General features: G+C 72.2%; 23 protein-coding genes and 1 riboswitch. Of the genes, 9 read left to right on the top strand and 14 right to left on the bottom strand.

Annotated features, from left to right (window positions below):
- Positions 1–391: 391 nt before the first annotated feature.
- The 6 genes from ABD999_RS01500 to ABD999_RS01520 all read right to left on the bottom strand — a co-directional run bounded on the left by ABD999_RS01500 (position 392) and on the right by ABD999_RS01520 (position 4,403).
- Positions 392–1,432, bottom strand: coding sequence for a sirohydrochlorin chelatase (locus ABD999_RS01500; RefSeq protein WP_271280047.1), 1,041 nt, complete (start codon positions 1,430–1,432; stop codon positions 392–394).
- A gap of 53 nt (positions 1,433–1,485) precedes the next feature.
- Entirely contained in the window at positions 1,486–2,214 is a 729-nt protein-coding gene (locus ABD999_RS01505; protein ID WP_219543213.1) for a phosphoadenylyl-sulfate reductase, read from the bottom strand.
- On the bottom strand, positions 2,211–2,354 hold the full coding sequence (locus ABD999_RS01510) for an Insertion element protein (protein ID WP_148030414.1): 144 nt from the start codon (positions 2,352–2,354) through the stop codon (positions 2,211–2,213). Before ABD999_RS01510 ends, ABD999_RS01505 begins: the two co-directional genes overlap by 4 nt.
- Positions 2,351–4,024: a nitrite/sulfite reductase gene (locus ABD999_RS01515; RefSeq protein ID WP_271280048.1), complete on the bottom strand. Its 1,674-nt coding sequence runs from the start codon at positions 4,022–4,024 to the stop codon at positions 2,351–2,353. Before ABD999_RS01515 ends, ABD999_RS01510 begins: the two co-directional genes overlap by 4 nt.
- A gap of 108 nt (positions 4,025–4,132) precedes the next feature.
- Positions 4,133–4,216 carry a putative leader peptide gene (locus ABD999_RS43830; RefSeq protein ID WP_354532976.1) on the bottom strand — a complete coding sequence of 28 codons (84 nt, stop codon included), beginning with the start codon at positions 4,214–4,216 and terminating at the stop codon, positions 4,133–4,135.
- A 61-nt stretch (positions 4,217–4,277) separates the two neighbouring features.
- Positions 4,278–4,403 carry a hypothetical protein gene (locus ABD999_RS01520; RefSeq protein ID WP_261808413.1) on the bottom strand — a complete coding sequence of 42 codons (126 nt, stop codon included), beginning with the start codon at positions 4,401–4,403 and terminating at the stop codon, positions 4,278–4,280.
- 42 nt (positions 4,404–4,445) lie between these two features.
- Here ABD999_RS01520 and ABD999_RS01525 point away from each other — a divergent pair, with 42 nt between their 5' ends.
- The 4 genes from ABD999_RS01525 (at position 4,446) to glyA (ending at position 8,043) form a co-directional block, all read left to right on the top strand.
- Entirely contained in the window at positions 4,446–5,216 is a 771-nt protein-coding gene (locus ABD999_RS01525) for a TIGR03084 family metal-binding protein (protein WP_271280051.1), read from the top strand.
- A 26-nt stretch (positions 5,217–5,242) separates the two neighbouring features.
- Positions 5,243–5,617, top strand: coding sequence for a YccF domain-containing protein (locus ABD999_RS01530; RefSeq protein WP_271280049.1), 375 nt, complete (start codon positions 5,243–5,245; stop codon positions 5,615–5,617).
- Positions 5,618–5,678: 61 nt separating this feature from the next.
- The gene (locus ABD999_RS01535; RefSeq protein WP_271280050.1) at positions 5,679–6,611 is read left to right on the top strand and encodes a YihY/virulence factor BrkB family protein; all 933 of its coding nucleotides are present in this window, start codon (positions 5,679–5,681) and stop codon (positions 6,609–6,611) included.
- A gap of 71 nt (positions 6,612–6,682) precedes the next feature.
- Positions 6,683–6,766: riboswitch (ZMP/ZTP riboswitch) on the top strand.
- Positions 6,767–6,792: 26 nt separating this feature from the next.
- Positions 6,793–8,043 (top strand): serine hydroxymethyltransferase, encoded by a 1,251-nt coding sequence (gene glyA / locus ABD999_RS01540; RefSeq protein ID WP_219543215.1) that lies wholly within the window; start codon positions 6,793–6,795, stop codon positions 8,041–8,043.
- Positions 8,044–8,463: 420 nt separating this feature from the next.
- Here the strand turns inward: glyA and ABD999_RS01545 are convergent, their stop codons facing one another.
- Together ABD999_RS01545 and ABD999_RS01550 are read right to left on the bottom strand one after the other, a co-directional pair.
- A complete protein-coding gene (locus ABD999_RS01545; protein WP_271280334.1) occupies positions 8,464–9,168 on the bottom strand; it encodes an anti-sigma factor family protein in 705 nt (234 codons plus the stop codon).
- Positions 9,165–9,713, bottom strand: coding sequence for a sigma-70 family RNA polymerase sigma factor (locus tag ABD999_RS01550; protein ID WP_246639158.1), 549 nt, complete (start codon positions 9,711–9,713; stop codon positions 9,165–9,167). The genes ABD999_RS01545 and ABD999_RS01550 overlap by 4 nt, the downstream gene beginning before the upstream one ends.
- Before the next feature lie 285 nt (positions 9,714–9,998).
- Between ABD999_RS01550 and rsgA the strand changes: the two genes are divergently transcribed.
- Complete coding sequence (gene rsgA, locus ABD999_RS01555; RefSeq protein ID WP_271280335.1) at positions 9,999–11,096, top strand: ribosome small subunit-dependent GTPase A; 1,098 nt, start codon at positions 9,999–10,001, stop codon at positions 11,094–11,096.
- Between the two features lie 77 nt (positions 11,097–11,173).
- Positions 11,174–11,815, top strand: a complete 642-nt coding sequence (locus ABD999_RS01560; RefSeq protein ID WP_271280336.1) for a phosphoribosyltransferase — start codon at positions 11,174–11,176, stop codon at positions 11,813–11,815.
- Here the strand turns inward: ABD999_RS01560 and ABD999_RS01565 are convergent.
- Positions 11,812–12,285 carry an ATP-binding protein gene (locus tag ABD999_RS01565; RefSeq protein ID WP_148030422.1) on the bottom strand — a complete coding sequence of 158 codons (474 nt, stop codon included), beginning with the start codon at positions 12,283–12,285 and terminating at the stop codon, positions 11,812–11,814. The two genes, ABD999_RS01560 and ABD999_RS01565, sit on opposite strands and share 4 nt — an antisense overlap.
- Before the next feature lie 154 nt (positions 12,286–12,439).
- On the opposite strand from ABD999_RS01565, the gene ABD999_RS01570 reads away from it, so the two are divergent.
- Positions 12,440–13,312, top strand: coding sequence for a helix-turn-helix domain-containing protein (locus tag ABD999_RS01570; protein ID WP_271280337.1), 873 nt, complete (start codon positions 12,440–12,442; stop codon positions 13,310–13,312).
- Positions 13,313–13,435: 123 nt separating this feature from the next.
- A complete protein-coding gene (locus tag ABD999_RS01575; RefSeq protein WP_148030423.1) occupies positions 13,436–13,669 on the top strand; it encodes a DUF397 domain-containing protein in 234 nt (77 codons plus the stop codon).
- 208 nt (positions 13,670–13,877) lie between these two features.
- On the opposite strand, the gene ABD999_RS01580 is transcribed toward ABD999_RS01575, so the two are convergent.
- The 4 genes from ABD999_RS01580 to ABD999_RS01595 all read right to left on the bottom strand — a co-directional run bounded on the left by ABD999_RS01580 (position 13,878) and on the right by ABD999_RS01595 (position 17,335).
- Positions 13,878–14,189 (bottom strand): WhiB family transcriptional regulator, encoded by a 312-nt coding sequence (locus tag ABD999_RS01580; RefSeq protein WP_101784355.1) that lies wholly within the window; start codon positions 14,187–14,189, stop codon positions 13,878–13,880.
- A 101-nt stretch (positions 14,190–14,290) separates the two neighbouring features.
- Complete coding sequence (locus ABD999_RS01585) at positions 14,291–15,205, bottom strand: sucrase ferredoxin (protein WP_148030424.1); 915 nt, start codon at positions 15,203–15,205, stop codon at positions 14,291–14,293.
- A gap of 52 nt (positions 15,206–15,257) precedes the next feature.
- A complete protein-coding gene (locus ABD999_RS01590) occupies positions 15,258–16,814 on the bottom strand; it encodes a glycerol-3-phosphate dehydrogenase/oxidase (RefSeq protein WP_345482519.1) in 1,557 nt (518 codons plus the stop codon).
- Positions 16,811–17,335, bottom strand: a complete 525-nt coding sequence (locus ABD999_RS01595; protein ID WP_148030426.1) for a TetR/AcrR family transcriptional regulator — start codon at positions 17,333–17,335, stop codon at positions 16,811–16,813. Before ABD999_RS01595 ends, ABD999_RS01590 begins: the two co-directional genes overlap by 4 nt.
- 31 nt (positions 17,336–17,366) lie before the next feature.
- On the opposite strand from ABD999_RS01595, the gene ABD999_RS01600 reads away from it, so the two are divergent.
- The gene (locus ABD999_RS01600; RefSeq protein ID WP_271279953.1) at positions 17,367–18,920 is read left to right on the top strand and encodes an FAD-binding oxidoreductase; all 1,554 of its coding nucleotides are present in this window, start codon (positions 17,367–17,369) and stop codon (positions 18,918–18,920) included.
- On the opposite strand, the gene ABD999_RS01605 is transcribed toward ABD999_RS01600, so the two are convergent.
- Positions 18,917–19,318, bottom strand: a complete 402-nt coding sequence (locus tag ABD999_RS01605) for a hypothetical protein (protein WP_148030427.1) — start codon at positions 19,316–19,318, stop codon at positions 18,917–18,919. The genes ABD999_RS01600 and ABD999_RS01605 overlap by 4 nt on opposite strands.
- Positions 19,319–19,324: the final 6 nt, after the last annotated feature.

The following is a 19,324-nucleotide window of genomic DNA, read 5'->3' on the forward strand; positions in this document are numbered from 1 at the left end:
GCACCGGCGCCCCGGGCGCGTTCCGTAGGGCATGTGGTGGCGCGCCTGAGTGATCGGCGTCCGTGGGCACGGCTCCGCACATCGGGGTCTCGTACGGTCAGGCGGTCCTGACCGCGCCCGGGCGCGTTCCCATGGCCCTGCGGTGTCGCGCCCGGGCGCGTTCCGTACGGCATGCGGTGGCGCGCCTGAGTGATCGGCGTCCGTGGGCACGGCTCCGCACATCGGGGTCCCGTACGGTCAGGCGGTCCTGACCGTACCCGAGCGCGTTTCCACGGACCTGCGGTATCGCGCCGGGACCGGCGGGCCTGGGCGCGTTCCGCACGGTATGCGGTGGCGCGCCTGAGCGATCGGCGTCCGTGGGCACGGCTTCGCACATCGGCGTCTCGTACGGTCAGGCCGTCCTGAGGTCGCCTGCCGGGGACCGCAGCGCGGACTCGTACCGTTCCAGCAGCACCCGGGCCAGCTCCGGCGCGGGCCCGAGCACGTCGGCGACCACGTCGGCGCCCGCCTCCAGGGTGGTGCGGCGCACCTTGTCGGCGAAGTAGCCCGGCGCCAGCAGATAGGGCGCGACCGCCACCCGAGGCGCACCCGCCTCCTTGAGCCTGGCGACGGCCTTAGCGGGTGTCGGCGCCGCCGCCGAGGCGTAGGCGGCCTCCACGGCCCACCACCCGCACCCCGCCCCCGTGGCGGCCCATACAGAGCCGCCGTCGAACCGCCCGGCGTGGGACGGCACAACCTCCGACCACGCCGCACCCGAACCCGCAGCGCGGGACTGCGCGGCTTCCAAGCCCGCGGCGTGGGATCGCGCGGCACCCGAGCCCGCGGCGCGGGACTGCGCGGCACCTGAGCCCGCGGTGCGGGATCGCGTGGCACCCGAGCTTGTGGCGCGGGACTGCGCGGGCTCCCATCCCGTCTCGGGGGATCCAGCCGCGCAGGGGGTGGTGCCGGGGCGGGCGGCGAAGGAGCGGGCCGCGAAGGAGGGCGCGGCGGCGGGGCGGCGCCAGGCGCGGGCGAGCCGGGCGATCACCTCGTTGGCGCGCGCGTCGCTGGAGCCCGCCGACACCAGGACGACCGCGGTGTCCGGGTCGCCGGCGGGCACGCCCGCCTCCTCCAGGCGCCGCTCAAGGGCGGCCGTCAGCAGCGGGTGCGGACCCAGGGTCGTGCCGTAGCGGACGCGCAGCCGAGGCTCGCGGGCGCGCGCCTCACGCAGCGCCGCGGGCAGGTCGACCCGGCTGTGGTACGCCTCGGTCAGCAGCAGCGGCAGCACCACCGCGTCGGTCAGGCCGTGCAGCGCCTGCCCGAGGGTGGGCGTGGCGTGGTCGAGGTAGGCGGAGCGCACCGGAAGCCAGGGGCGCAGCCGCCGCACCTCGTCGAGCAGCGCCTCCACGGTGGCGGCGGCACGGGGATCTCGTGAACCGTGCGCGACCGCCACCAGTGGGACGTTCGGGCCGGCCCCGTCTGCCAACGGAACCGGCCGGCCGGGGGTCACAGGTGAATGCCGCATTCGACCTTCCCCAGCCCCGCCCAGCGGCCGCTGCGCGGATCCTCTCCCTCCAGGACCTGCCGGGTGCACGGCGCGCACCCGATGGAGGGGTAGTCGTCGTAGTGCAACGGGTTGATCAGCACCCCGTTGTCGGAGATGTAGTTGTCGACGTCCTCCTGGGTCCAGGAGGCGATCGGGTTGATCTTCACCATCTGCCGCTTGGCGTCCCACTCCACGACCTTCGTGCCGGTGCGCGAGGGGGACTCGTCGCGGCGGATGCCGCTGATCCACGCGAGGTACGGCTCCAGCGCCCGGTTGAGCGGCTCCACCTTGCGCAGGAAGCAGCACAGGTCGGGGTTGCGGCCGAACAGCCGCGGGCCGAGGTCGCGATCCTGCTCCTCGACCGTGCGCGACGGCTTCACGTCGATCACGTTGACGTCGTAGACCTGCGCCACGGCGTCGCGGGTGCCGACCGTCTCGGCGAAGTGGTAGCCGGTGTCGACGAACAGCACGTCCACCCCCGGCTTCACCCGGCTCACCAGGTCGATCAGCAGCGCGTCGCTCATGGACGAGGTCAGGCACAGCCGGTCCCCGAACGTGGCCGCCGCCCAGCGGATGACCTCGCGGGCGGAGGCGTCCTCCAGGAAGACCGCGGCGGACTCGACGATGTCCTGCAGGTCGAGGACGCCGCGCTGCTGCCGCAGATCGATTTCGATGTCGGCGAGCGTCATATGTTGACCCCGATTCCGAGAAACTTCAGCTTGAACGCACGAGCGCAGGAGCGGCAGTACCAGCCCCCGTCATCCTGGTAGGGCTCCAGATCCTCGTCGCCGCAGTACGGGCAGTGGAACGGGACCGCGCGGCCGCTCATTTGAGATCGGCCTCGTCGGCGCGCTGCACCCAGTCGGCGAAGGTCTCGCCTTCCTTCTTCTGCTCGTCGAAGTGGCGCGCGACCCGCTCCACGTAGTCGGGCAGCGCCGCCGCGGTGGTCTTGAGCCCGCGCACCTTGCGGCCGAAGCCGGAGTTGACGCCCAGCGAGCCGCCCAGGTGGATCTGGAAGCCCTCGACCTGCTTGCCGTTCTCGTCCAGGACGAGCTGGCCCTTGAGCCCGATGTCGGCCGTCTGGATGCGGGCGCAGGAGTTGGGGCAGCCGTTGACGTTGATGGTGAGCGGCTCGGTGAACTCCGGCAGGCGCCGCTCCAGCTCGTCGATCAGGTTGTCGGCGGTGTTCTTGGTGTCGACGATGGCCAGCTTGCAGAACTCGATGCCGGTGCAGGCCATCGTCTGGCGGCGGAACGTGGACGGCTTCACCCGCAGGTCGTTGGCCTCCAGCTCGGCCACCAGCGAGTCGACCCGCTCGGGGGCGACGTCGAGGATGACCATCTTCTGCTCGACCGTGGTGCGCACCCGGCCGGAGCCGTGACGCTCGGCGATGTCGGCGATCAGGTGGAGCTGGTCGCCGCTGAGCCGGCCGACCCTGGGCGCGAACCCGACGTAGAACCGGCCGTCCTTCTGGCGGAAGACGCCCACGTGGTCGCGGCGGTTGGCGCGCGGCTGCTCGGGCGCGGGCCCGTCGGGCAGCGGCTCCTTGAGGTACTCGGTCTCCAGCACCTCGCGGAACTTCTCCGGCCCCCAGTCGTTCATCAGGAACTTCAGCCGGGCCCGGTGGCGCAGCCGCCGGTAGCCGTAGTCGCGGAAGATGCCGATGACGCCGCCGAACACGTCGCCCGCCTGCTCCGGCGCCACGAACACGCCCAGGCGCTTGCCCAGCATCGGGTTGGTCGACAGGCCGCCGCCGACCCACAGGTCGTAGCCCTTCTCGCCCCGCTCGTTGACCACGCCGACGAACGCCACGTCGTTGATCTCGTGCACCGTGCAGTGGGAGGGGCAGCCGCTCAGCGCGGTCTTGAACTTGCGCGGCAGGTTGGAGTAGGCGGGGTCGCCGATGTAGCGCTCGTGGATCTCGCGGATCTGCTCGGTGGCGTCGAGCACCTCGTCCTCCTCGATCCCGGCCAGCGGGCAGCCCAGGATCGTGCGCGGGGTGTCGCCACAGGCCTCCGTGGTCGACAGGCCCACGGCCTCCAGCCGCTGCCAGATGTCCGGCACCGACTCGATCTCGATCCAGTGGAGCTGGATGTTCTGCCGGTCGGTCACGTCGGCGGTGCCGCGCCCGTACTCGTTGGAGAGGTCGGCGATCACCCGGAGCTGGCGCAGGTCGAGCTGGCCGCCGTCGATGCGGATGCGCATCATGAAGTAGCGGTCGTCGAGCTCCTCCGGCTCCAGGATCGCGGTCTTGCCGCCGTCGATCCCGGGCCTGCGCTGGGTGTAGATGCCGTACCAGCGCATGCGCCCGCGCAGGTCGGCGGGGTCGATCGAGTCGAAGCCCCGCTTGGAGTAGACGTCGATGATCCGCTGGCGGACGTTCAGCCCGTCGTCGTTCTTCTTCAGCTCTTCGTTCTTGTTCAGCGGCTCCCGGTAACCGAGAGCCCACTGACCTTCGCCGCGCGGGCGCTTGTGATGCCGGCTGGCAGGGGTGCTCATTGCGCGTCCTTAGAGATCATGGGCGCGCGCACGCGGATGTCCTCCTGCCTCGTCATCGAGTGCAGGGGAAGAAGGAGTGCGACGCGCTCAGCGGTGGGAAACGAGTGGTTACCGGGCGTCGCAACAGATGGCACTGCGGACACGCAGAAGGTCGACGTGGCGTCGGCCGACAAGCATGGGGTCCGCTGGCATGCTTATGAAGATACTCTGGCCGTCCGAGATGTCCAATACCGGGTCCAGAGTCTGGACTCGATCATCCCTGACGCGGCCAGTCGAGCTCCGACTCCTGGGCCTCTTCGGCGGGCAGATGCTGGCAGTCGCACCACGAGCCGCCCCGGCAGTCGTCGTGGCGTCTGTCCTTGCAGCTGTCGCAGATCACGACAGCATTATCGCCCCGGGCTAGGCTGGCGTCGTGGATCTCATGGCCGAGCTGCTCGACGACCTCCGCGCCGAAACCGCCTCACTCGAAACGCTCCTGGAGCCGCTGCGTCCCGGCGACTGGGAGCTGCCCACGCCCGCCGACGGATGGGCGGTGCGCGACCAGGTGAGCCATCTGGCCTGGTTCGACGACGCCGCCCGCACCGCGATCACCGATCCGGACGCCTTCCGCGACCTGCTCGCCGCCTCGGCCACGACCACCCCCGACGACCTGGCCGGGCGGTCGCGCGAGATGCCCGCCGGCGAGCTGCGCGCGTGGTTCGCCTCCTCGCGCGCCCGGCTCGTCGAGGCGCTCGCCCCGCTGCCGCCCAAGCACCGGCTGCCCTGGTACGGGGTCGACATGTCGGCGGCGTCGTTCGCCACCGCCCGGCTGATGGAGACGTGGGCGCACGGCCAGGACGTCGCCGACGCCCTCGGCCGCACCCGCGAGCCCACCGACAGGCTGCGCCACGTGGCCCGCATCGGGGTCATGGCCCTGCCCTACTCGTTCGCCGTACGCAACCTGCCCGTGCCGGCCGAGCCGGTGCGGGTGGAGCTGACGACGCCCGGCGGAGAGCTGTGGACGGCGGGCCCGGAAGGCGCCGCGGGCGTGGTGCGCGGGCCGATGCTCGACTTCTGCCTCGCCGTCACCCAGCGCGCCCACCTCTCCGACACCGCCCTGGAGGTCACCGGCGAGCCTGCGGCCGCGTGGATGCCGATCGCGCAGGCGTACGCGGGCCCGCCGGGGCGGGGACGCCCGCCGGGATCACGCTGACGGGCGCCCGGTGACATGCTGGAAGCATGCGCACGCTCCTGAACGTCATCTGGCTCGTCTTCGCCGGGATCTGGCTCGCCATCGGATACGCCGTCGCCGGGATCATCTGCTGCATCCTGATCATCACGATCCCGTTCGGCATCGCCTCGTTCCGCATCGCGGCCTACGCCCTGTGGCCGTTCGGCCGGACCGTGGTGCGCGACCCCGAGGCCGGTGTCTTCTCGCTCATCGGCAACATCATCTGGTGCGTCGTGGCCGGCGTCTGGCTGGCCATCGGGCACGTGCTCACGTCGATCCCGCTGTTCATCTCGATCATCGGCATCCCGATGGGCATCGCCAACATCAAGATGATCCCCGTCTCGCTGCTGCCGCTGGGAGCGCGCATCGAGGACAACGACTAGGGCAGGACAACCCGGGACGTAAGCTGAGCCGGAGAGTCACTGCGACAGAGCGTTGGGTGCCATGACGTCCACGGAAGCGCCAAGCGGGTCCAAGAGGCCCGCCGCCTCGGCCGCCCGGGCCAGGCTGAGCTGGGTGCGCGACACGAGGTCGTGGGCGACCGTGCGCGCCACCACGAACGCCGGGATCAACTACCGCGTCACCGGCCTGGCGGGCGAGGCGGCGTTCTTCGCCCTGCTGTCGCTGCCGCCGTTCGTGCTCGGCCTGATCGGCGTGCTGGCCAAGCTCGGCGGCTGGATCGGCAAGCAGGCCGTGGTCGACATAGAGGCGTGGGTCATCCAGCAGGCCGGCGTGCTGTTCACCGCCGACACGATCGACACCGTGGTCCGCCCGCTGCTCGCCGACGTGCTCAGGGACGACGCCAGCAAGGTGTCGATCATCTCGCTGGGCTTCCTGCTGTCGCTCTGGTCCGGTTCGCGTGCGCTGTACGTCTACGTCGACCTGATCTCCGTCTCCTACGGGCTGGGGGAGGAGCGCGGCATCATCCGCACCCGGCTGATGTCCTTCGGCCTGTACGTGATCGGCCTGGTCGTCGGCATCGTCGTGATGCCCATCCTGGTCATCGGCCCGACGCTGCTCAAAGGGGCGCTGCCCGCCGACTACGCCGCCGCCGTCGACCTGCTCTACTGGCCCGTGGTGGTCGTCGGTTCCGTGCTGTTCCTGTGCGTGCTCTACCACGTCAGCGTGCCCGTGCGCACCCGCTGGTTCCGCGAGCTGCCCGGGGCCATCCTGGCGCTGTTCCTGTGGATCGTGTGCGCCGCGGTGCTGCGCGCGGTGCTCGCCGCCTGGTTCTCGCCCGTGTCCGTGTACGGGTCGCTCGCGGCGCCCATAGCCCTGCTGCTGTGGCTCTACATCACGGCCCTGGCCGTGCTCATCGGGGCGATACTCAACGCCGAGGTCGACCGGCTCTGGCCCGGCGACGGCCGCGCGAAATGAGATCGGGCCCCCGATGACCGCGGAGAAGGCCCAGATCACGGCGGAGTGAGCTCCCCGGCATCCGATATCGTCAATGACGTCGCGACTGGCGCATCAGGTGGGAACGACCACCGGGGAGCGGGAAGGAGCGGAGGCCGGGCGCCTGGGTCTTCGCAAGACACGTCAATATGACAGGAGAGTCATGGGTTCTCTCGCTAGCGTCGACCCTGAGATCGCCGAGCTGATCAAGGCGGAGGAGCGGCGCCAGGCCGACACGGTCAAGCTCATCGCCTCGGAGAACTACGTCTCCAAGGCCGTGCTCGAAGCCACCGGCACCGTCCTCACCAACAAGTACTCCGAGGGCTACGTCGGCAAGCGCTACTACGAGGGCCAGCAGGTCATCGACCAGGTCGAGACCGTCGCCGTCGAGCGGGCCAAGGCGCTGTTCGGCGTCAACCACGCCAACGTCCAGCCCTACTCGGGTTCCCCCGCCAACCTCGCCATCTACATGGCGTTCCTGCAGCCGGGCGACACCGTGATGGGCATGGGCCTGCCGTTCGGCGGCCACCTCACCCACGGCTGGTCCGTCTCCGCCACCGGCAAGTGGTTCAACCCGGTCCGCTACGGCGTCCGTCAGGACACCGGCCGCATCGACCTCGACCAGGTGCGCGAACTCGCCCTCGAACACCGGCCCAAGCTGATCTTCTGCGGCGGCACCGCCATCCCGCGCACCATCGACTTCGAGGGCTTCGCCGCCATCGCCCGTGAGGTCGGCGCCGTCCTGGCCGCCGACATCGCGCACATCGCGGGCCTCGTCGCCGGCGGCGCCCACCCGTCGCCCGTCGGCCACGCCGACGTCATCTCCACCACGACCCACAAGACGCTGCGCGGCCCGCGCGGCGCCATGCTCATGGCGACGACCGACGAGCACGCCACCGCGCTCAACAAGGCCGTCTTCCCCGGCCTGCAGGGCGGCCCGCACAACCACACCACCGCCGCCATCGCCGTCGCGCTGCGCGAGGCCGCGACCGACGACTTCAAGGCCTACGCCCACCAGGTCGTCGCCAACGCCAAGGCCCTGGCCGAAGAGCTCGCCTCGCGCGGCTTCGACCTGGTCTCCGGCGGCACCGACAACCACCTGATCCTGCTCGACCTCACCCCCAAGGGCATCGGCGGCAAGCCGGCCGCCCAGGCGCTCGACCGGGCGGGCCTGGAGACCAACTACAACGCGGTGCCGTTCGACACCCGCAAGCCGTTCGACCCGTCGGGCATCCGCATCGGCACGCCCTCCGTCACCTCGCGCGGGATGAAGGAGGCGGAGATGCGGCAGATCGGCGCGTGGATGGACGAGGTCGTCACCGCCCTGGCCAAGGGCGACGCCGAGGACGTCATCACCCGCGTCCACCGCGAGGTCAGCGAGCTCACCGCCCAGTTCCCGGCCCCCGGCCTGTAACCCGGCCGGTCCCGGAGTTCCCGCCCCGGTGTTCTGAAAGAGCACGCTTTACGGCCGGCCGGAACGCCTCGGACCCGGCAGGGGACGCCCCGCCGCACGGGCTCCCGTGGTGCGGCGGGGCGTCGTCGCGGCCGGGGCGGGCCGGACGGCCCCGGGGCGACGGCCGGATGGCGGTGAGGGGGAGGACCGCCACTGGCCGGCGGACCCGTCCGGACGGTTCCCGAACGTCCCGGCGGGCCGGTGCGAACTCGGGGTGACCGGCATGTCCCCTGACATGCCGGTCACTTCCTTGGAGGGAATCCCTGTTCTGGCAAGCAGTACGGCCCCCGGATCGCCCCGGGTTCAACGATTCGCGAAAAATTCTCCCGTACCCTCGGAAAAGCCCTCCCACCGCAGGTGAGAGGGCTCGTGGCGGAAGCGTCAGACGTCGACGGTGAGCAGGTTGCGGCCGGTCGCGGTGATGACCTCGAACCGGTCGATCTTGTCGACGGTCAGCGCGGCCGCGCCGTGCATGTAGAGCGGCTCCGGGTTGGCCTCGGTGCCGTAACCGGCCGGCGGCACCGACCAGCCCATCATGACCCGGCGGTCGCCGCTCTTGCCGACGGCCACCAGCTCGCACTCCAGCGGCCCCTTCACCCCCGACAGCTTGAGCGCCGCGTGGGTGCCCCAGCCCTTGGACTCCAGCACCAGCCCGCCCGTCACGCCGTCCCTGCCGGTGCCCGGCACCGGCGTGCCCATCGCGTAGAACTGCTCGGCGGGACCGAGCTGGGTGTGGGCGGCCGGCGGGGTGTTCTGCGCGCCGATCTGGGCGCCGAGCACCAGCCCGCCCGCCACCAGCGAGATGCCCGCCGCGATCCCGACGAGGAACGTCCCCCTGCGCGAGCGCCGGTCGGCGGCCTGCTTGCGGTGCAGCAGGTCGATCACCTCGGCCGGCTCCTCCTCAGGGGGGTCGTCGGTCACCGGCCCCAGCCCGTGCAGCGCCTGGGCCACCCCCGCCAGGTCGGACAGCTCGGCGGCGCAGGCACGGCAGCCGAGGAGGTGCGTCTCGAACGCCATCCGGTCGTCGTCGTCCAGCAGGCCCAGGGCGTAGGCGCCCACGTCGGTGTGCTCCACTCGCGAGGTCACGCCGTCACCCCCCTCTCCTCCAGTGCCACGCGCAGCGCGCGCACCGCGTAGTAGACCCGGGACTTGACGGTGCCCACGGGGATGCCGAGCGCCCGCGCGGCGTCGTTGACGGAACGATCGCGCAGGATCGTCTCGTTGAGGATCTCGCGATGCGCGGGCGACAGGGCCTTGAGCGCTTCGGACACGACCACCTGGTGCAGCAGCTGCTCCATCTCATCCGGCACGGGCATGTGCTCCAGCGGGCCGTCGCCCTGCTCCTGGGGGCGGGCGTCCCTTCGCCGCCGGTCATCGATCACGATACGTCGGGCGACGGTCGCCAGCCAGGGCATCAGCGAGGCCGCGTCGGGATCGAGCTGCTCGGCGCTGCGCCAGGCGCGGATCATGGTCTCCTGTACGACGTCCTCGGCCCACTGCCGGTCACCCGCGGTCAGCCGCACGACGAAGGCCAGCAACGGCCGGTGGTACTGCCGGTAGAGAGCCGACACGACCATCTCCGGGTCCGGCCGTACGCGCCTCAACCACTGCCGTAACCGCGGCTTGCCCATGGGGGCTGCTCCCTCGGCCGAGGGTGGGGGATACGTGCTCAGTCGCATCATTCCCCTTTCTCGAGTCCGTCGGCAGGTGGTACGGACCACGGCGCCCCGACGGTTCAACCGCGGGGTGGCCGAAAACCCGTTGCGGTCCCGCGCGGCCGGTGCGTAGAGTCACCGGCAACGGATCGAGGAGGTGAGGACTATGCGGGTCGTCCTGTTCTGCCTGCCGTCAGTCCCCCTCCGGGTGCTCGCCTGAGACCACCCGGGTTCCTTCTCAACCTCAAGGGTGCAATTCCGTTGTCTTACGATCTTTCTCTGCTCGGCTGGACCGATTCCCGCGCCGCCGAGCTGCCCGGCGACACCGTGCCCGGCCGCGTCTCCCGCGTCGACCGCGGCACGGCCGAGGTCGTCACGAGCGCCGGCCGGCATCACGCCCGCTACGGCGCCCGCGTCCGCAGGGCGTCCGCCGCCGACCCCGTCGCGCTGCCCTGCGTGGGCGACTGGGCCGCGCTCAAGCCGCTGCCCGCGGGCGACTACGAGCTCGCCGAGCTCCTGCCCAGGACGACCGCGTTCGTCCGCGGCGGCGTCAGCCGCGACTCCCGCGGCGGGCTGTCCGGCGACGGCCAGGGCCAGGTGCTCGCGGCCAACGTCGACATCGTGTTCGTCGCCGAACCGTCCATGCACGCCACCGACCTGGCCGACCTGGGCCGCATCGAGCGCCTGACGGCGCTCGCCTGGGAGTCCGGCGGCACTCCGGTGGTGCTCGTCACCAAGTCCGACCTGTTCGGGCCCGGTCTGGGCGATCTGCTCGACGACGTGCGGCAGGCCGCGCCCGGCGTCGACGTGCACGCGGTCTCCTCCATCCGCGGCGAGGGGGTCGAGCTCGTCCGCGACTATCTGGACGGGTCCCGTACCGCCGTCGTGCTCGGCCCCTCGGGGGCCGGCAAGTCCACCCTCGTCAACGCGCTCGCGGGCGGCGAGGTGATGGAGACCCAGCGGGTGCGCGCCGCCGACGGGCGCGGCCGGCACACCACCGTCCACCGGGAGCTCATCCCGCTGCCCGGGGGCGGGCTCGTCATCGACACGCCTGGCATCAGGCGGGTCGGCCTGTACGACATGAACGAGGGCGTGGAGCGGGTCTTCTCCGACCTGGAGGCGCTGGCGGCGGAGTGCCGCTTCCACGACTGCGGCCACGAGACCGAGCCCGGGTGCGCGGTGCTGGCGGCGCTGGAGAGCGGCGAGCTGCCGGAGCGGCGGCTGGAGAGCTGGCGCAAGCTCCAGCGGGAGGCGGCGTGGATGGCCTCCCGGACGGACGCCAGGCTGCGCAAGGACCTGCAGAGCAAGTGGAAGTCGATCCACAAGGAGATGCGCCGCTCGGGCCGCAACCGGCCGTGACGCCCCCCGGGGAGCGGGCCCGCACGGGCCTCTCCCCGGCGGGCCTGCCCGTCGGCGGCGTGGGTACGGGTTCGCGTATGGAGTGCGTGTTCGTCGACCGTGCGCAGGCGGGGGAGCGGCTGGCCGAGCGGCTGGCGGGCATCCCCGGCCCGGTGGTGCTCGCGCTGCCGCGTGGCGGGGTGGAGGTGGCGGAGCCGATCGTGCGCCGGCTCGGCGGAGTGCTGGACGTGCTCGTCACCCGCAAGATCGGCTACCCGCCGTCGCCGGAGTTCGGCGTGGGGGCGATCGCCGAGGGCGGCGAGCCGGTGTTCGACCTGCCGTTGCTGCACCGGCTGGGGCTGACGCCGGAGGACCTGGCCGGCGAGGTGGCCGCCGAGCGGCGGGAGCTGGCCCGCCGGGTGGCGGTGTACCGGGGTGACCGGCCGCTGCCCCGCCTGGCGGGCCGCGAGGTGGTGGTGGCCGACGACGGGCTGGCCACCGGGGTGACCGCGCGGGCCGCGCTACGGGCGGTGGCCGCGGCCGGGCCCGGCAGGGTGACGCTCGCCGTGCCGGTGGGCGCCAGGGACACGGTCAGCGCCATGCGGGAGGAGGCCGACGAGGTGGTGGTGCTCTGCGTGCCGGCCGACTTCCGCGCGGTCGGGCAGTGGTACGAGCATTTCGGCCAGCTCTCCGACGCCGACGTGCTGGAGGTGCTGGCCCGGAACCCGGCGCCGGGTTAGAGCGGCAGCACCGCCCACACGAGCTTGCGCGCGCCGCCGGGCGTGAGCCAGCCCCAGGCGCGGCAGAGGGCGCCCACCAGGCGCAGCCCGCGACCGTACTCGGCGAAAACGTCGGCGCCGCCGGTGACCGGCGGCGCCGTGCTGTGATCGCTCACAACGCAGGCCAGTTCGGTCCTGTCCATCAGCAGCCGCAGGTCGATCGCGCCGCCGCCGTGGCGCATGGCGTTGGTGACCAGCTCGGAGGTGATGAGCTGGGCGTCGAACACGGCCCGCTCGGCCCCCCACGAGCCGAGCGTCTGGTCGACGAACCGTCTTGCCACCGAGACGCACCCGGGCTCGAACGTGCTGAGCTCGTGGAAGCCGAAGAGGCGATCGCGCTCGGCGGGCCGACCTTCGATCAGGACGGCCGTCAGCCATCCTGGTGGCCTGAGACCGCTGGCGGTTTGCGGTCCCGGGTCGAAAGTCGTCATGCTGGCCCCCGAAGCGCGTTCTGGTGTCCAAGACCATCTTTACGGCGTGACGTCGGCGATGCAAGACTCTTTCGTGATTTACGGATGCAAATCGCATCTGCACGTGCAGATGCGATAGGGAGCGGTGAGCGTGAGCGCGGAGCGGGCGAAGCGGATGGAAAGCGACATTCTGCGACATTCTCCGGGTAGCCCGACCGTCCTGCGGATCCTGCTGGGCACGCAGCTCCGCAGACTCCGCACCGGCAAGGGGATCTCCCGGGAGGACGCCGGCTACTCCATCCGCGCGTCCCATGCCAAGATCAGCAGGCTGGAGCTGGGCCAGGTCAGCTTCAAGGAGCGCGACGTGGCCGACCTGCTCACCCTCTACGGCGTCACGGACCCCGGCGACCGGGCGCCGCTGCTGGAACTGGCCAGGAAGGCCAACGAGCCCGGCTGGTGGCACAAGTACAGCGATCTGCTGCCGAGCTGGTTCGAGATCTACATCGGGCTGGAGGGCGCCGCCTCGGTCATCCGGACCTACGAGAACCAGTTCGTGCCCGGCCTGCTGCAGACGCCCGCCTACGCCAGGGCGGTGATCGAGCTGGCCCACGAGAACGCCCCGGCCGGCGAGCTGGAGCGCAGGGTCCAGTTGCGGACGGCCCGCCAGCGGCGGCTGACCGGGGAGAGCCCGCTCACGCTCTGGGCGGTGATCGACGAGGCGGCGGTGCGCCGGGTGCTCGGCGGGCCCGAGGTCATGCGCGAGCAGATCGAGCACCTGCTGGAGCTCATCGCCCACCACAATGTCACGTTGCAGATCATGCCGTTCGACCGGGGCGGGCACGCCGCCGCCGGCGGCCCGTTCAGCATCCTGCGCTTCCCCGAGCGTGAGCTGCCCGACGTGGTCTACATGGAGCAGCTGACGAGCGCGCTCTACCTGGACAAGGTCGCCGATTCCGAGCACTACGTGAAGGTCATGGACCGGCTGAGCGTGCAGGCGGAGCAGCCCCGCCAGACCCGGGCGTTCCTGGAGCGGCTGCTGAACAGCTGAGTCCCTGTGACCCATCACATAGGGATTTTTGGCCATCCGGTATATGGCCTCCGGTTCGTCCCTCTATTCTCGGCTCGTAAGCACGGATGCACGTGCATCCGTAAGGGCCGAGGAGCAACACCCATGCACGAGTTCCGCAACGGAACGCCCGCCGGTCGACTCTCCGCCGACTGGCGCAAGAGCGCGCGGAGCAATCCCAACGGCAACTGCGTCGAGGTGGCGACCCTGCCCACAGGGGAGGTGGCCATGCGCAACTCGCGGTTTCCCGACGGTCCCGCGCTCGTCTACACGCGAGCCGAGATCACCGCGTTCGTCCTGGGCGCCAAAGACGGAGAGTTCGACGACCTGCTGGTGTGACCAGCCCTAGCCCGCCGACCGGCGGGCACGCGAAAGCCGCCGTCCGGATCGGACGGCGGCTTCTTTCATGCGCGGTTCTTTCGTGCGGGGCGAGGTCCGCCTGATCAGGCAGTTGTCCCGACCGGGTTCTCCGGAGCCCGGCGTACCGGGCCCCGGTCATCGGGACAACTGCGTGATCACACGATCTTCGGAGACGCTGCCGGGTGTGTCAGGCGGCGGAGATGCCGGCGCTGGCGGCGCGGCGCATGCGACGGCGACGCTCGGAGGCGCGCTCGTCCTCGTTGAGGCCACCCCACGTGCCGTACTTCTCCGGACGGGACAGTGCGTAGTCAAGGCACTCCGTGCGGACGGGGCACTGGGCGCAGATCGCCTTGGCCTTCCGCTCACGTACGTCACGCTCGGGCTGCCGCTCCCCGTCGGGGCCGAAGAAGAGCACGAGGTCCTCACCCCGGCACGCGGCATCATCCTGCCAACCCCAGCTGGGGCGCGGGCGGGCGAGCTGCCGACGTACCTGAGACATGAGAAAACCACCTTCGTGAGAGGTATTTCGGTAATTGAGCCGCATCGGACGCTTTGGGCGTCACTGTTCCAACGCAATGGAGGACCGTGATGTTCCCTTTGTCAGGCGTAGGCAGGCGTGGCGTACCGCACAGGCGAAAGCCTGTCCAGCGAAACCAGCCGGTAGGTGGCGGCCTTGTCGGCGCAAACCGAGCCACACGGCGCTTGCCGCGCCGAGGGCTGGACCACAACCTTGAACCGGACGTCGCCGCAGCGCACGATGGCTTCGGTGACGTCGCCGTCCGACTTGGAGGATTCCACGGTCACCGCGCCGACGGAGCACTCTCCCGTATGGGTTCGGGCGAAGTGCTCGACGGCTTGCAATGGCTCAGGGATACCCGCGCGTCCCCGGAAACGGTCGAGAATGATCTCGCCCGACCGGTACGCGTTAGCCGCTGCGATCGCAGCAGCCTGAGACATGCTGCCGTAGAAAATTCCGTGTGGCAAGCACACGAGGTTGGCGGCGTACCGATCGCCGCCAACGTGTGACGTTTCCCACACCCTTTCTGGCAGTTTTTCCGCCAGAGCACGGGCGAGGGGCAGTCCGATGCGGGCGCAGCACGCGTTGCGCTTGGCATGCGTGCACACCAGAAATACCGGCTCGTCTTCAAGTATGCAGGACTCGGGGACCACTCCGGCCACCAGCGCGTCCAGGTCAAGATCGTCAGGACCTGCGATGACGCCGCCGGCGAGCCACGGCCGGTCGCCGATCCCGTACCCGACTAGCACGCGGATGCCCTGATCCCGCGTCCGGGTGCGGCGGCCCGGTCGGCGGATGAGCTGCGGCCTGATGCCCCGGGCGAGCGCCCGCGCCACCAGTTCGGCGATGTTCTCAGGAAGTTCGAAGCTTTCCAGGTGTGACGGCCACGGGCCCGCGTACTCGACCAGGAGCCAGAGCCGCGCGCCCGCCGTGGCGCTCGCGAGAGTGGGGACGCCACCCGTGTGACATCCCCTCGCGTGTTCGCAGCCCTTCGCCACACCTTCCCCCTTCCAACGGTTAGGTAAGACTAACCTAACGGGTTGGGGAGGATCAGCCGAACATGCCCTCCGCGGCCTCCAGAGCCCGTTCGCGGTCCGCCGCCACCAGGCCGATCCGGGTGCGCCGGTCGAGCAGGTCGCCGGCGTCGAGCGCGCCCTCGTGCCGCACGGACCAGAGCAGGTCGCCCCGGGTCAGGCCGAGACCGACCGGCTCGGGACAGGACTCCACCAGCGGCCGGACCGCCGCCGCCTCCGCGCCGTAGCGCTCGGCGAGCCTGCGCGGCGTCCCCGCGGCCGGCCGGCCCGCTCCCACCAGCGGGATGGCGGCCGTCCGGCTCGGGCCCGCGCGCAGCCCGCGGACCGCGACCGCCCGGTCCACGGCGTCCTGGGCCATCCGCCGGTAGGTGGTCAGCTTGCCGCCGACGACCGTGACGAACCCGCCCGAGGACAGCACCGCGTGCCGCCGCGACAGATCCGCCGTGCGCCCGCCCGCCCCCGGGTCCCCGCGCCCGTCCCCGCGCCCGTCCCCGTGCCCGCTCGTGTGCCCGCCGCCCGCCAGGAGCGGTCTGAGGCCCGCGTACGCGCCCGCCACGGCCTTCCTCGGCACTTCGATCTCCAGGACGCCGTTCAGCACGTCCAGGAGCGTCCTGACGTCCTCCTCGGGCGCCTCGGGGACGTCGGGCACCGGCCCGTCCACCGCGACGTCCGTGAGCCCCACGTACACCCGCCCGTCCGCTTGCGGCAGGACGAGCGCGAAACGGTTGCTCTCACCCGGGATCGGCACGTGGAGCCCGGCCCGCAGCCCCGGCAGCGCGCCCGCCGCGAGCACCAGGTGGGTGCCGCGCGAGGGCCGCAGCCGCACCCTCGGGTCCAGCCCGCCGGCCCACACGCCGGTCGCGTTGACCACCGCCCGCGCCCTGATCTCGAACTCCTCGCCGGTCAGCTCGTCACGCACCCGGGCGCCGTCCGGGCGCAGCTCCAGCGCGCGGCAGCGGGTCAGGATCCGGGCCCCGTGCGCGGCCGCCGTCCTGGCCACGGCGACCACGAGCCGGGCGTCGTCGAGCACCCGCCCGTCCCACGACAGCAGCCCGCCGCGCAGCCCGCCCGCGCGCAGCACCGGGGCCAGCTCGCGGACCCGGCCCGCCGGCAGCGCCGACGGGCCCGGCAGCAGCCGCCGCGGGGTGCCCGCCGCGCGCCGCAGCCCGTCCCCGAGCAGGTAACCGGTCATCACCGTCGCGGCCCGCGCCCCGGTGACCCCCGGCGTCAGCGGCAGCACGTACGGGTGCGCCCTGACCAGGTGCGGGGCGGTGCGGGTGAGCAGGACGCCGCGCTCCACCGCGCTCTCGTACGCGACCCCCACCTGCCCCTTGGCCAGATAGCGCAGGCCGCCGTGGATCAGCTTGGAACTCCACCTGGAGGTGCCGAAGGCGAGGTCCTGGGCGTCGATCGCGGCGACGCCCAGCCCTCGCGAGGCCGCGTCCAGCGCCGCGCCCGCCCCGGTCGCGCCCAGCCCGACCACCAGCACGTCCACCCGCTCCTCGGCGGTGCGGGCCAGCTCGCGCGCCCTCCGGGCGGCGTTCAGCGAGCTGCCCGGCACGACCCCGCTCACCGTCCCGCCGGGCGCGCGAGGTAGGACTCCAGCAGGGCGGCGAGCTCGGCGTCGAGGTCGTCGAGGGTGAGCGGATCGAGCATGGTGGGCGCCGACAGCAGGAACGACTGGGCGACCAGCAGCACCGCCCTGGCCCTGCGCGGGTCGCCGAGGGCGGGCTCCAGCACCGCGAGCACCGCCTCCTGGCTGGCCCCCCGCCGGTCGAGCAGGTAGGGGAGGAGCAGCTCGGGATCCGCCTCCACGATCTTGCGCCAGAGCGGGTGCCCGCGCAGCCCGCGCACCCCGGCCACCACCGCGCCCACCGGATCGGCCAGGTCGAGCCCGCTGATCACCCGTACCCACTCGCGCGTCATCAGGTCGGCGACCAGCGCCCGCATGTCCGGCCAGTGCCGGTAGATCGTCATCCGCGAGACCCCGGCCCGCCGCGCCACGTCCGTGAGCGTGGTGCGGCGCACCCCGTAGGCCAGCACGCAGTCGCGGGCCGCGTCCAGCACGCCGTCATTGTGACGAATAGCCGTCATATGTCACAGTGTAACCGTGCGATCGGAACCGATGCTCTGGTCCGGCTGGGGCGACCCGGCCAAGGCCCGCGAGCTTCCAGAACAGGTCCGCCGGCTGCTCCACGATCTGCTGGGCGTGCGCGCGCCGGCGGTCCCCGCCGCCGGACTGGAGTCCGTACGGATGCCGCCCGCCGCGCTGGAGCCCCGGCTGCTCGACGCGCTCGCCGGCCTGGTCGGCGACGGGCACGTGCTGACCACGCACGAGGCGCGGGTCCGGCACGCCCGTGGCAAGTCCACCCCCGACCTGCTGCGGATGCGCGCCGGGGATGGCGCCGGCGCGCCGGACGCCGTCGTGCTGCCCGGCGGCCACGACGAGGTGGCGCGAGTGCTGCGGCTGTGCGCGGCCGAGCGGATCGCGGTCGTGCCGTTCGGCGGCGGCACCTCCGTCGTCGGCGGGCTCACCGCAGCCCGCGACGGCTTCGCCGGGGTGATCTCGCTCGACCTGGGCCGGATGGACCGGCTGGTCGAGGTCGACGCCGAGTCGATGACCGCGGTGTTCGAGCCCGGCGTGCCCGCCCCCGAGGCCGAGCGCCTGCTGGCCGCGCACGGCCTCACGCTGGGCCACTTCCCCCAGTCCTTCGAGTACGCCACGCTGGGCGGCTTCGCCGCGGCCCGCTCCAGCGGCCAGGCCTCGGCGGGATACGGCCGCTTCGACGACATGGTGACCGGGCTGACCGTCGCCACCCCCGAGGGCGACCTGGACCTGGGCCGGGCGCCCAAGTCGGCGGCCGGGCCCGACCTGCGCCAGCTCCTGCTCGGGTCCGAGGGCGCCTTCGGCGTCATCACCTCTCTCCGGCTGCGGGTGCGCCGCGCCCCGGCCGAGAAGGTGTACGAGGGCTGGCGCCTGCCCGGCTTCGCCGCCGGCACGGCCGCGCTGCGGGCGCTCGCCCAGGACGGCCCGCTGCCCACGGTCCTGCGGCTCTCCGACGAGACCGAGACCATGATCGGCCTGGCCCGCCCCGACCGGATCGGCGGCGGCGAGGCCGGCTGCCTGGTGATCGCCGGCTACGAGGGCGCCTCGGTGGCCGCCCGCCGCGAGGCCGCCGCCGCGGTGCTGTCAAGCCACGGCGGCGTCCCTCTCGGCGAGGAGCCCGGTCAAGGATGGGCGCACGGCCGCTTCTCCGCGCCGTACCTGCGCGACTCGCTGCTCGCCGCGGGCGCCACCGTGGAGACGCTGGAGACGGCCGGCTTCTGGGCCGACCTGCCGCGCCTGTACGACGCGGTCCGGCTCGCGCTGCTCGGCGCGCTCGGCTCGCCGCTGGTCATGTGCCACATCTCCCACGTGTACGAGACCGGCGCGTCGCTCTACTTCACCGTCGTCACCGCGCAGGAGGACGACCCGGTGGCGCAGTGGGAGCGGGCCAAGGAGGCGGCGAACACGGCCATCGTCGAGGCGGGCGGCACCATCTCGCACCACCACGGGGTCGGCCGCGACCATCGCGCCGCCTACGCCGCCGAGATCGGCCCGCTCGGCGTGGCGATCCTGCGCGCGGTCAAGGACCGGGTGGACCCGCGGGGGGTGCTGAACCCGGGAGCGCTCGTCTAGTCGAGCTCGACGACCCTGGACGCCTCCTCCGCCGCCTCGGCGGCCTCGCCGAAGCGGCGGAGCGCCCTGTAGGCGGCGGCCAGCGCGTGCAGGGAGCGCGCCAGCGGGGCCCCGCCCGCCCTCCTGGCCAGCGCCACCGACTCCTCGGCCGGGGGCAGCGCCTCGGCCGGGCACTTACGTCTCAGCTGCAGGGACGCCTCCATGATCAGGGCGCGCACCAGCAGGGAGGTGTGCTCGGGGTGCTCGGCCGCCAGATCGCGGCTCATCGCCACGGCACGGCTCACCTGGCGCAGCGCCTCGCGCGCGCTCCTCGTGGCGGCGTACGCGAGCAGGCCCTCGACGGCATCCACCTGCGTGGTGTTCCGCCTGAGCGCGTCATCGGAACCGTTCCGGGCCATGGCTAG

The sequence above is a fragment of the Nonomuraea ferruginea genome (assembly GCF_039540635.1).
In the GTDB taxonomy this organism is placed as follows: domain Bacteria; phylum Actinomycetota; class Actinomycetes; order Streptosporangiales; family Streptosporangiaceae; genus Nonomuraea; species Nonomuraea ferruginea.

Coding starts and splice junctions, on each gene's coding strand:
- ABD999_RS01560 (WP_271280336.1), top strand. CDS start 11,174: ATGGAGTGCGTGTTCGTCGACCGTGCGCAGGCGGGGGAGCGGCTGGCC.
- glyA (WP_219543215.1), top strand. CDS start 6,793: ATGGGTTCTCTCGCTAGCGTCGACCCTGAGATCGCCGAGCTGATCAAG.
- ABD999_RS01530 (WP_271280049.1), top strand. CDS start 5,243: ATGCGCACGCTCCTGAACGTCATCTGGCTCGTCTTCGCCGGGATCTGG.
- ABD999_RS43830 (WP_354532976.1), bottom strand. CDS start 4,216: ATGCCAGCGGACCCCATGCTTGTCGGCCGACGCCACGTCGACCTTCTG.
- ABD999_RS01525 (WP_271280051.1), top strand. CDS start 4,446: ATGGCCGAGCTGCTCGACGACCTCCGCGCCGAAACCGCCTCACTCGAA.
- ABD999_RS01570 (WP_271280337.1), top strand. CDS start 12,440: ATGGAAAGCGACATTCTGCGACATTCTCCGGGTAGCCCGACCGTCCTG.
- ABD999_RS01605 (WP_148030427.1), bottom strand. CDS start 19,318: ATGGCCCGGAACGGTTCCGATGACGCGCTCAGGCGGAACACCACGCAG.
- ABD999_RS01515 (WP_271280048.1), bottom strand. CDS start 4,024: ATGAGCACCCCTGCCAGCCGGCATCACAAGCGCCCGCGCGGCGAAGGT.
- ABD999_RS01510 (WP_148030414.1), bottom strand. CDS start 2,354: ATGAGCGGCCGCGCGGTCCCGTTCCACTGCCCGTACTGCGGCGACGAG.
- ABD999_RS01600 (WP_271279953.1), top strand. CDS start 17,367: ATGCTCTGGTCCGGCTGGGGCGACCCGGCCAAGGCCCGCGAGCTTCCA.
- ABD999_RS01565 (WP_148030422.1), bottom strand. CDS start 12,285: ATGACGACTTTCGACCCGGGACCGCAAACCGCCAGCGGTCTCAGGCCA.
- ABD999_RS01595 (WP_148030426.1), bottom strand. CDS start 17,335: ATGACGGCTATTCGTCACAATGACGGCGTGCTGGACGCGGCCCGCGAC.
- ABD999_RS01580 (WP_101784355.1), bottom strand. CDS start 14,189: ATGTCTCAGGTACGTCGGCAGCTCGCCCGCCCGCGCCCCAGCTGGGGT.
- ABD999_RS01575 (WP_148030423.1), top strand. CDS start 13,436: ATGCACGAGTTCCGCAACGGAACGCCCGCCGGTCGACTCTCCGCCGAC.
- ABD999_RS01535 (WP_271280050.1), top strand. CDS start 5,679: ATGACGTCCACGGAAGCGCCAAGCGGGTCCAAGAGGCCCGCCGCCTCG.
- ABD999_RS01550 (WP_246639158.1), bottom strand. CDS start 9,713: ATGGGCAAGCCGCGGTTACGGCAGTGGTTGAGGCGCGTACGGCCGGAC.
- ABD999_RS01505 (WP_219543213.1), bottom strand. CDS start 2,214: ATGACGCTCGCCGACATCGAAATCGATCTGCGGCAGCAGCGCGGCGTC.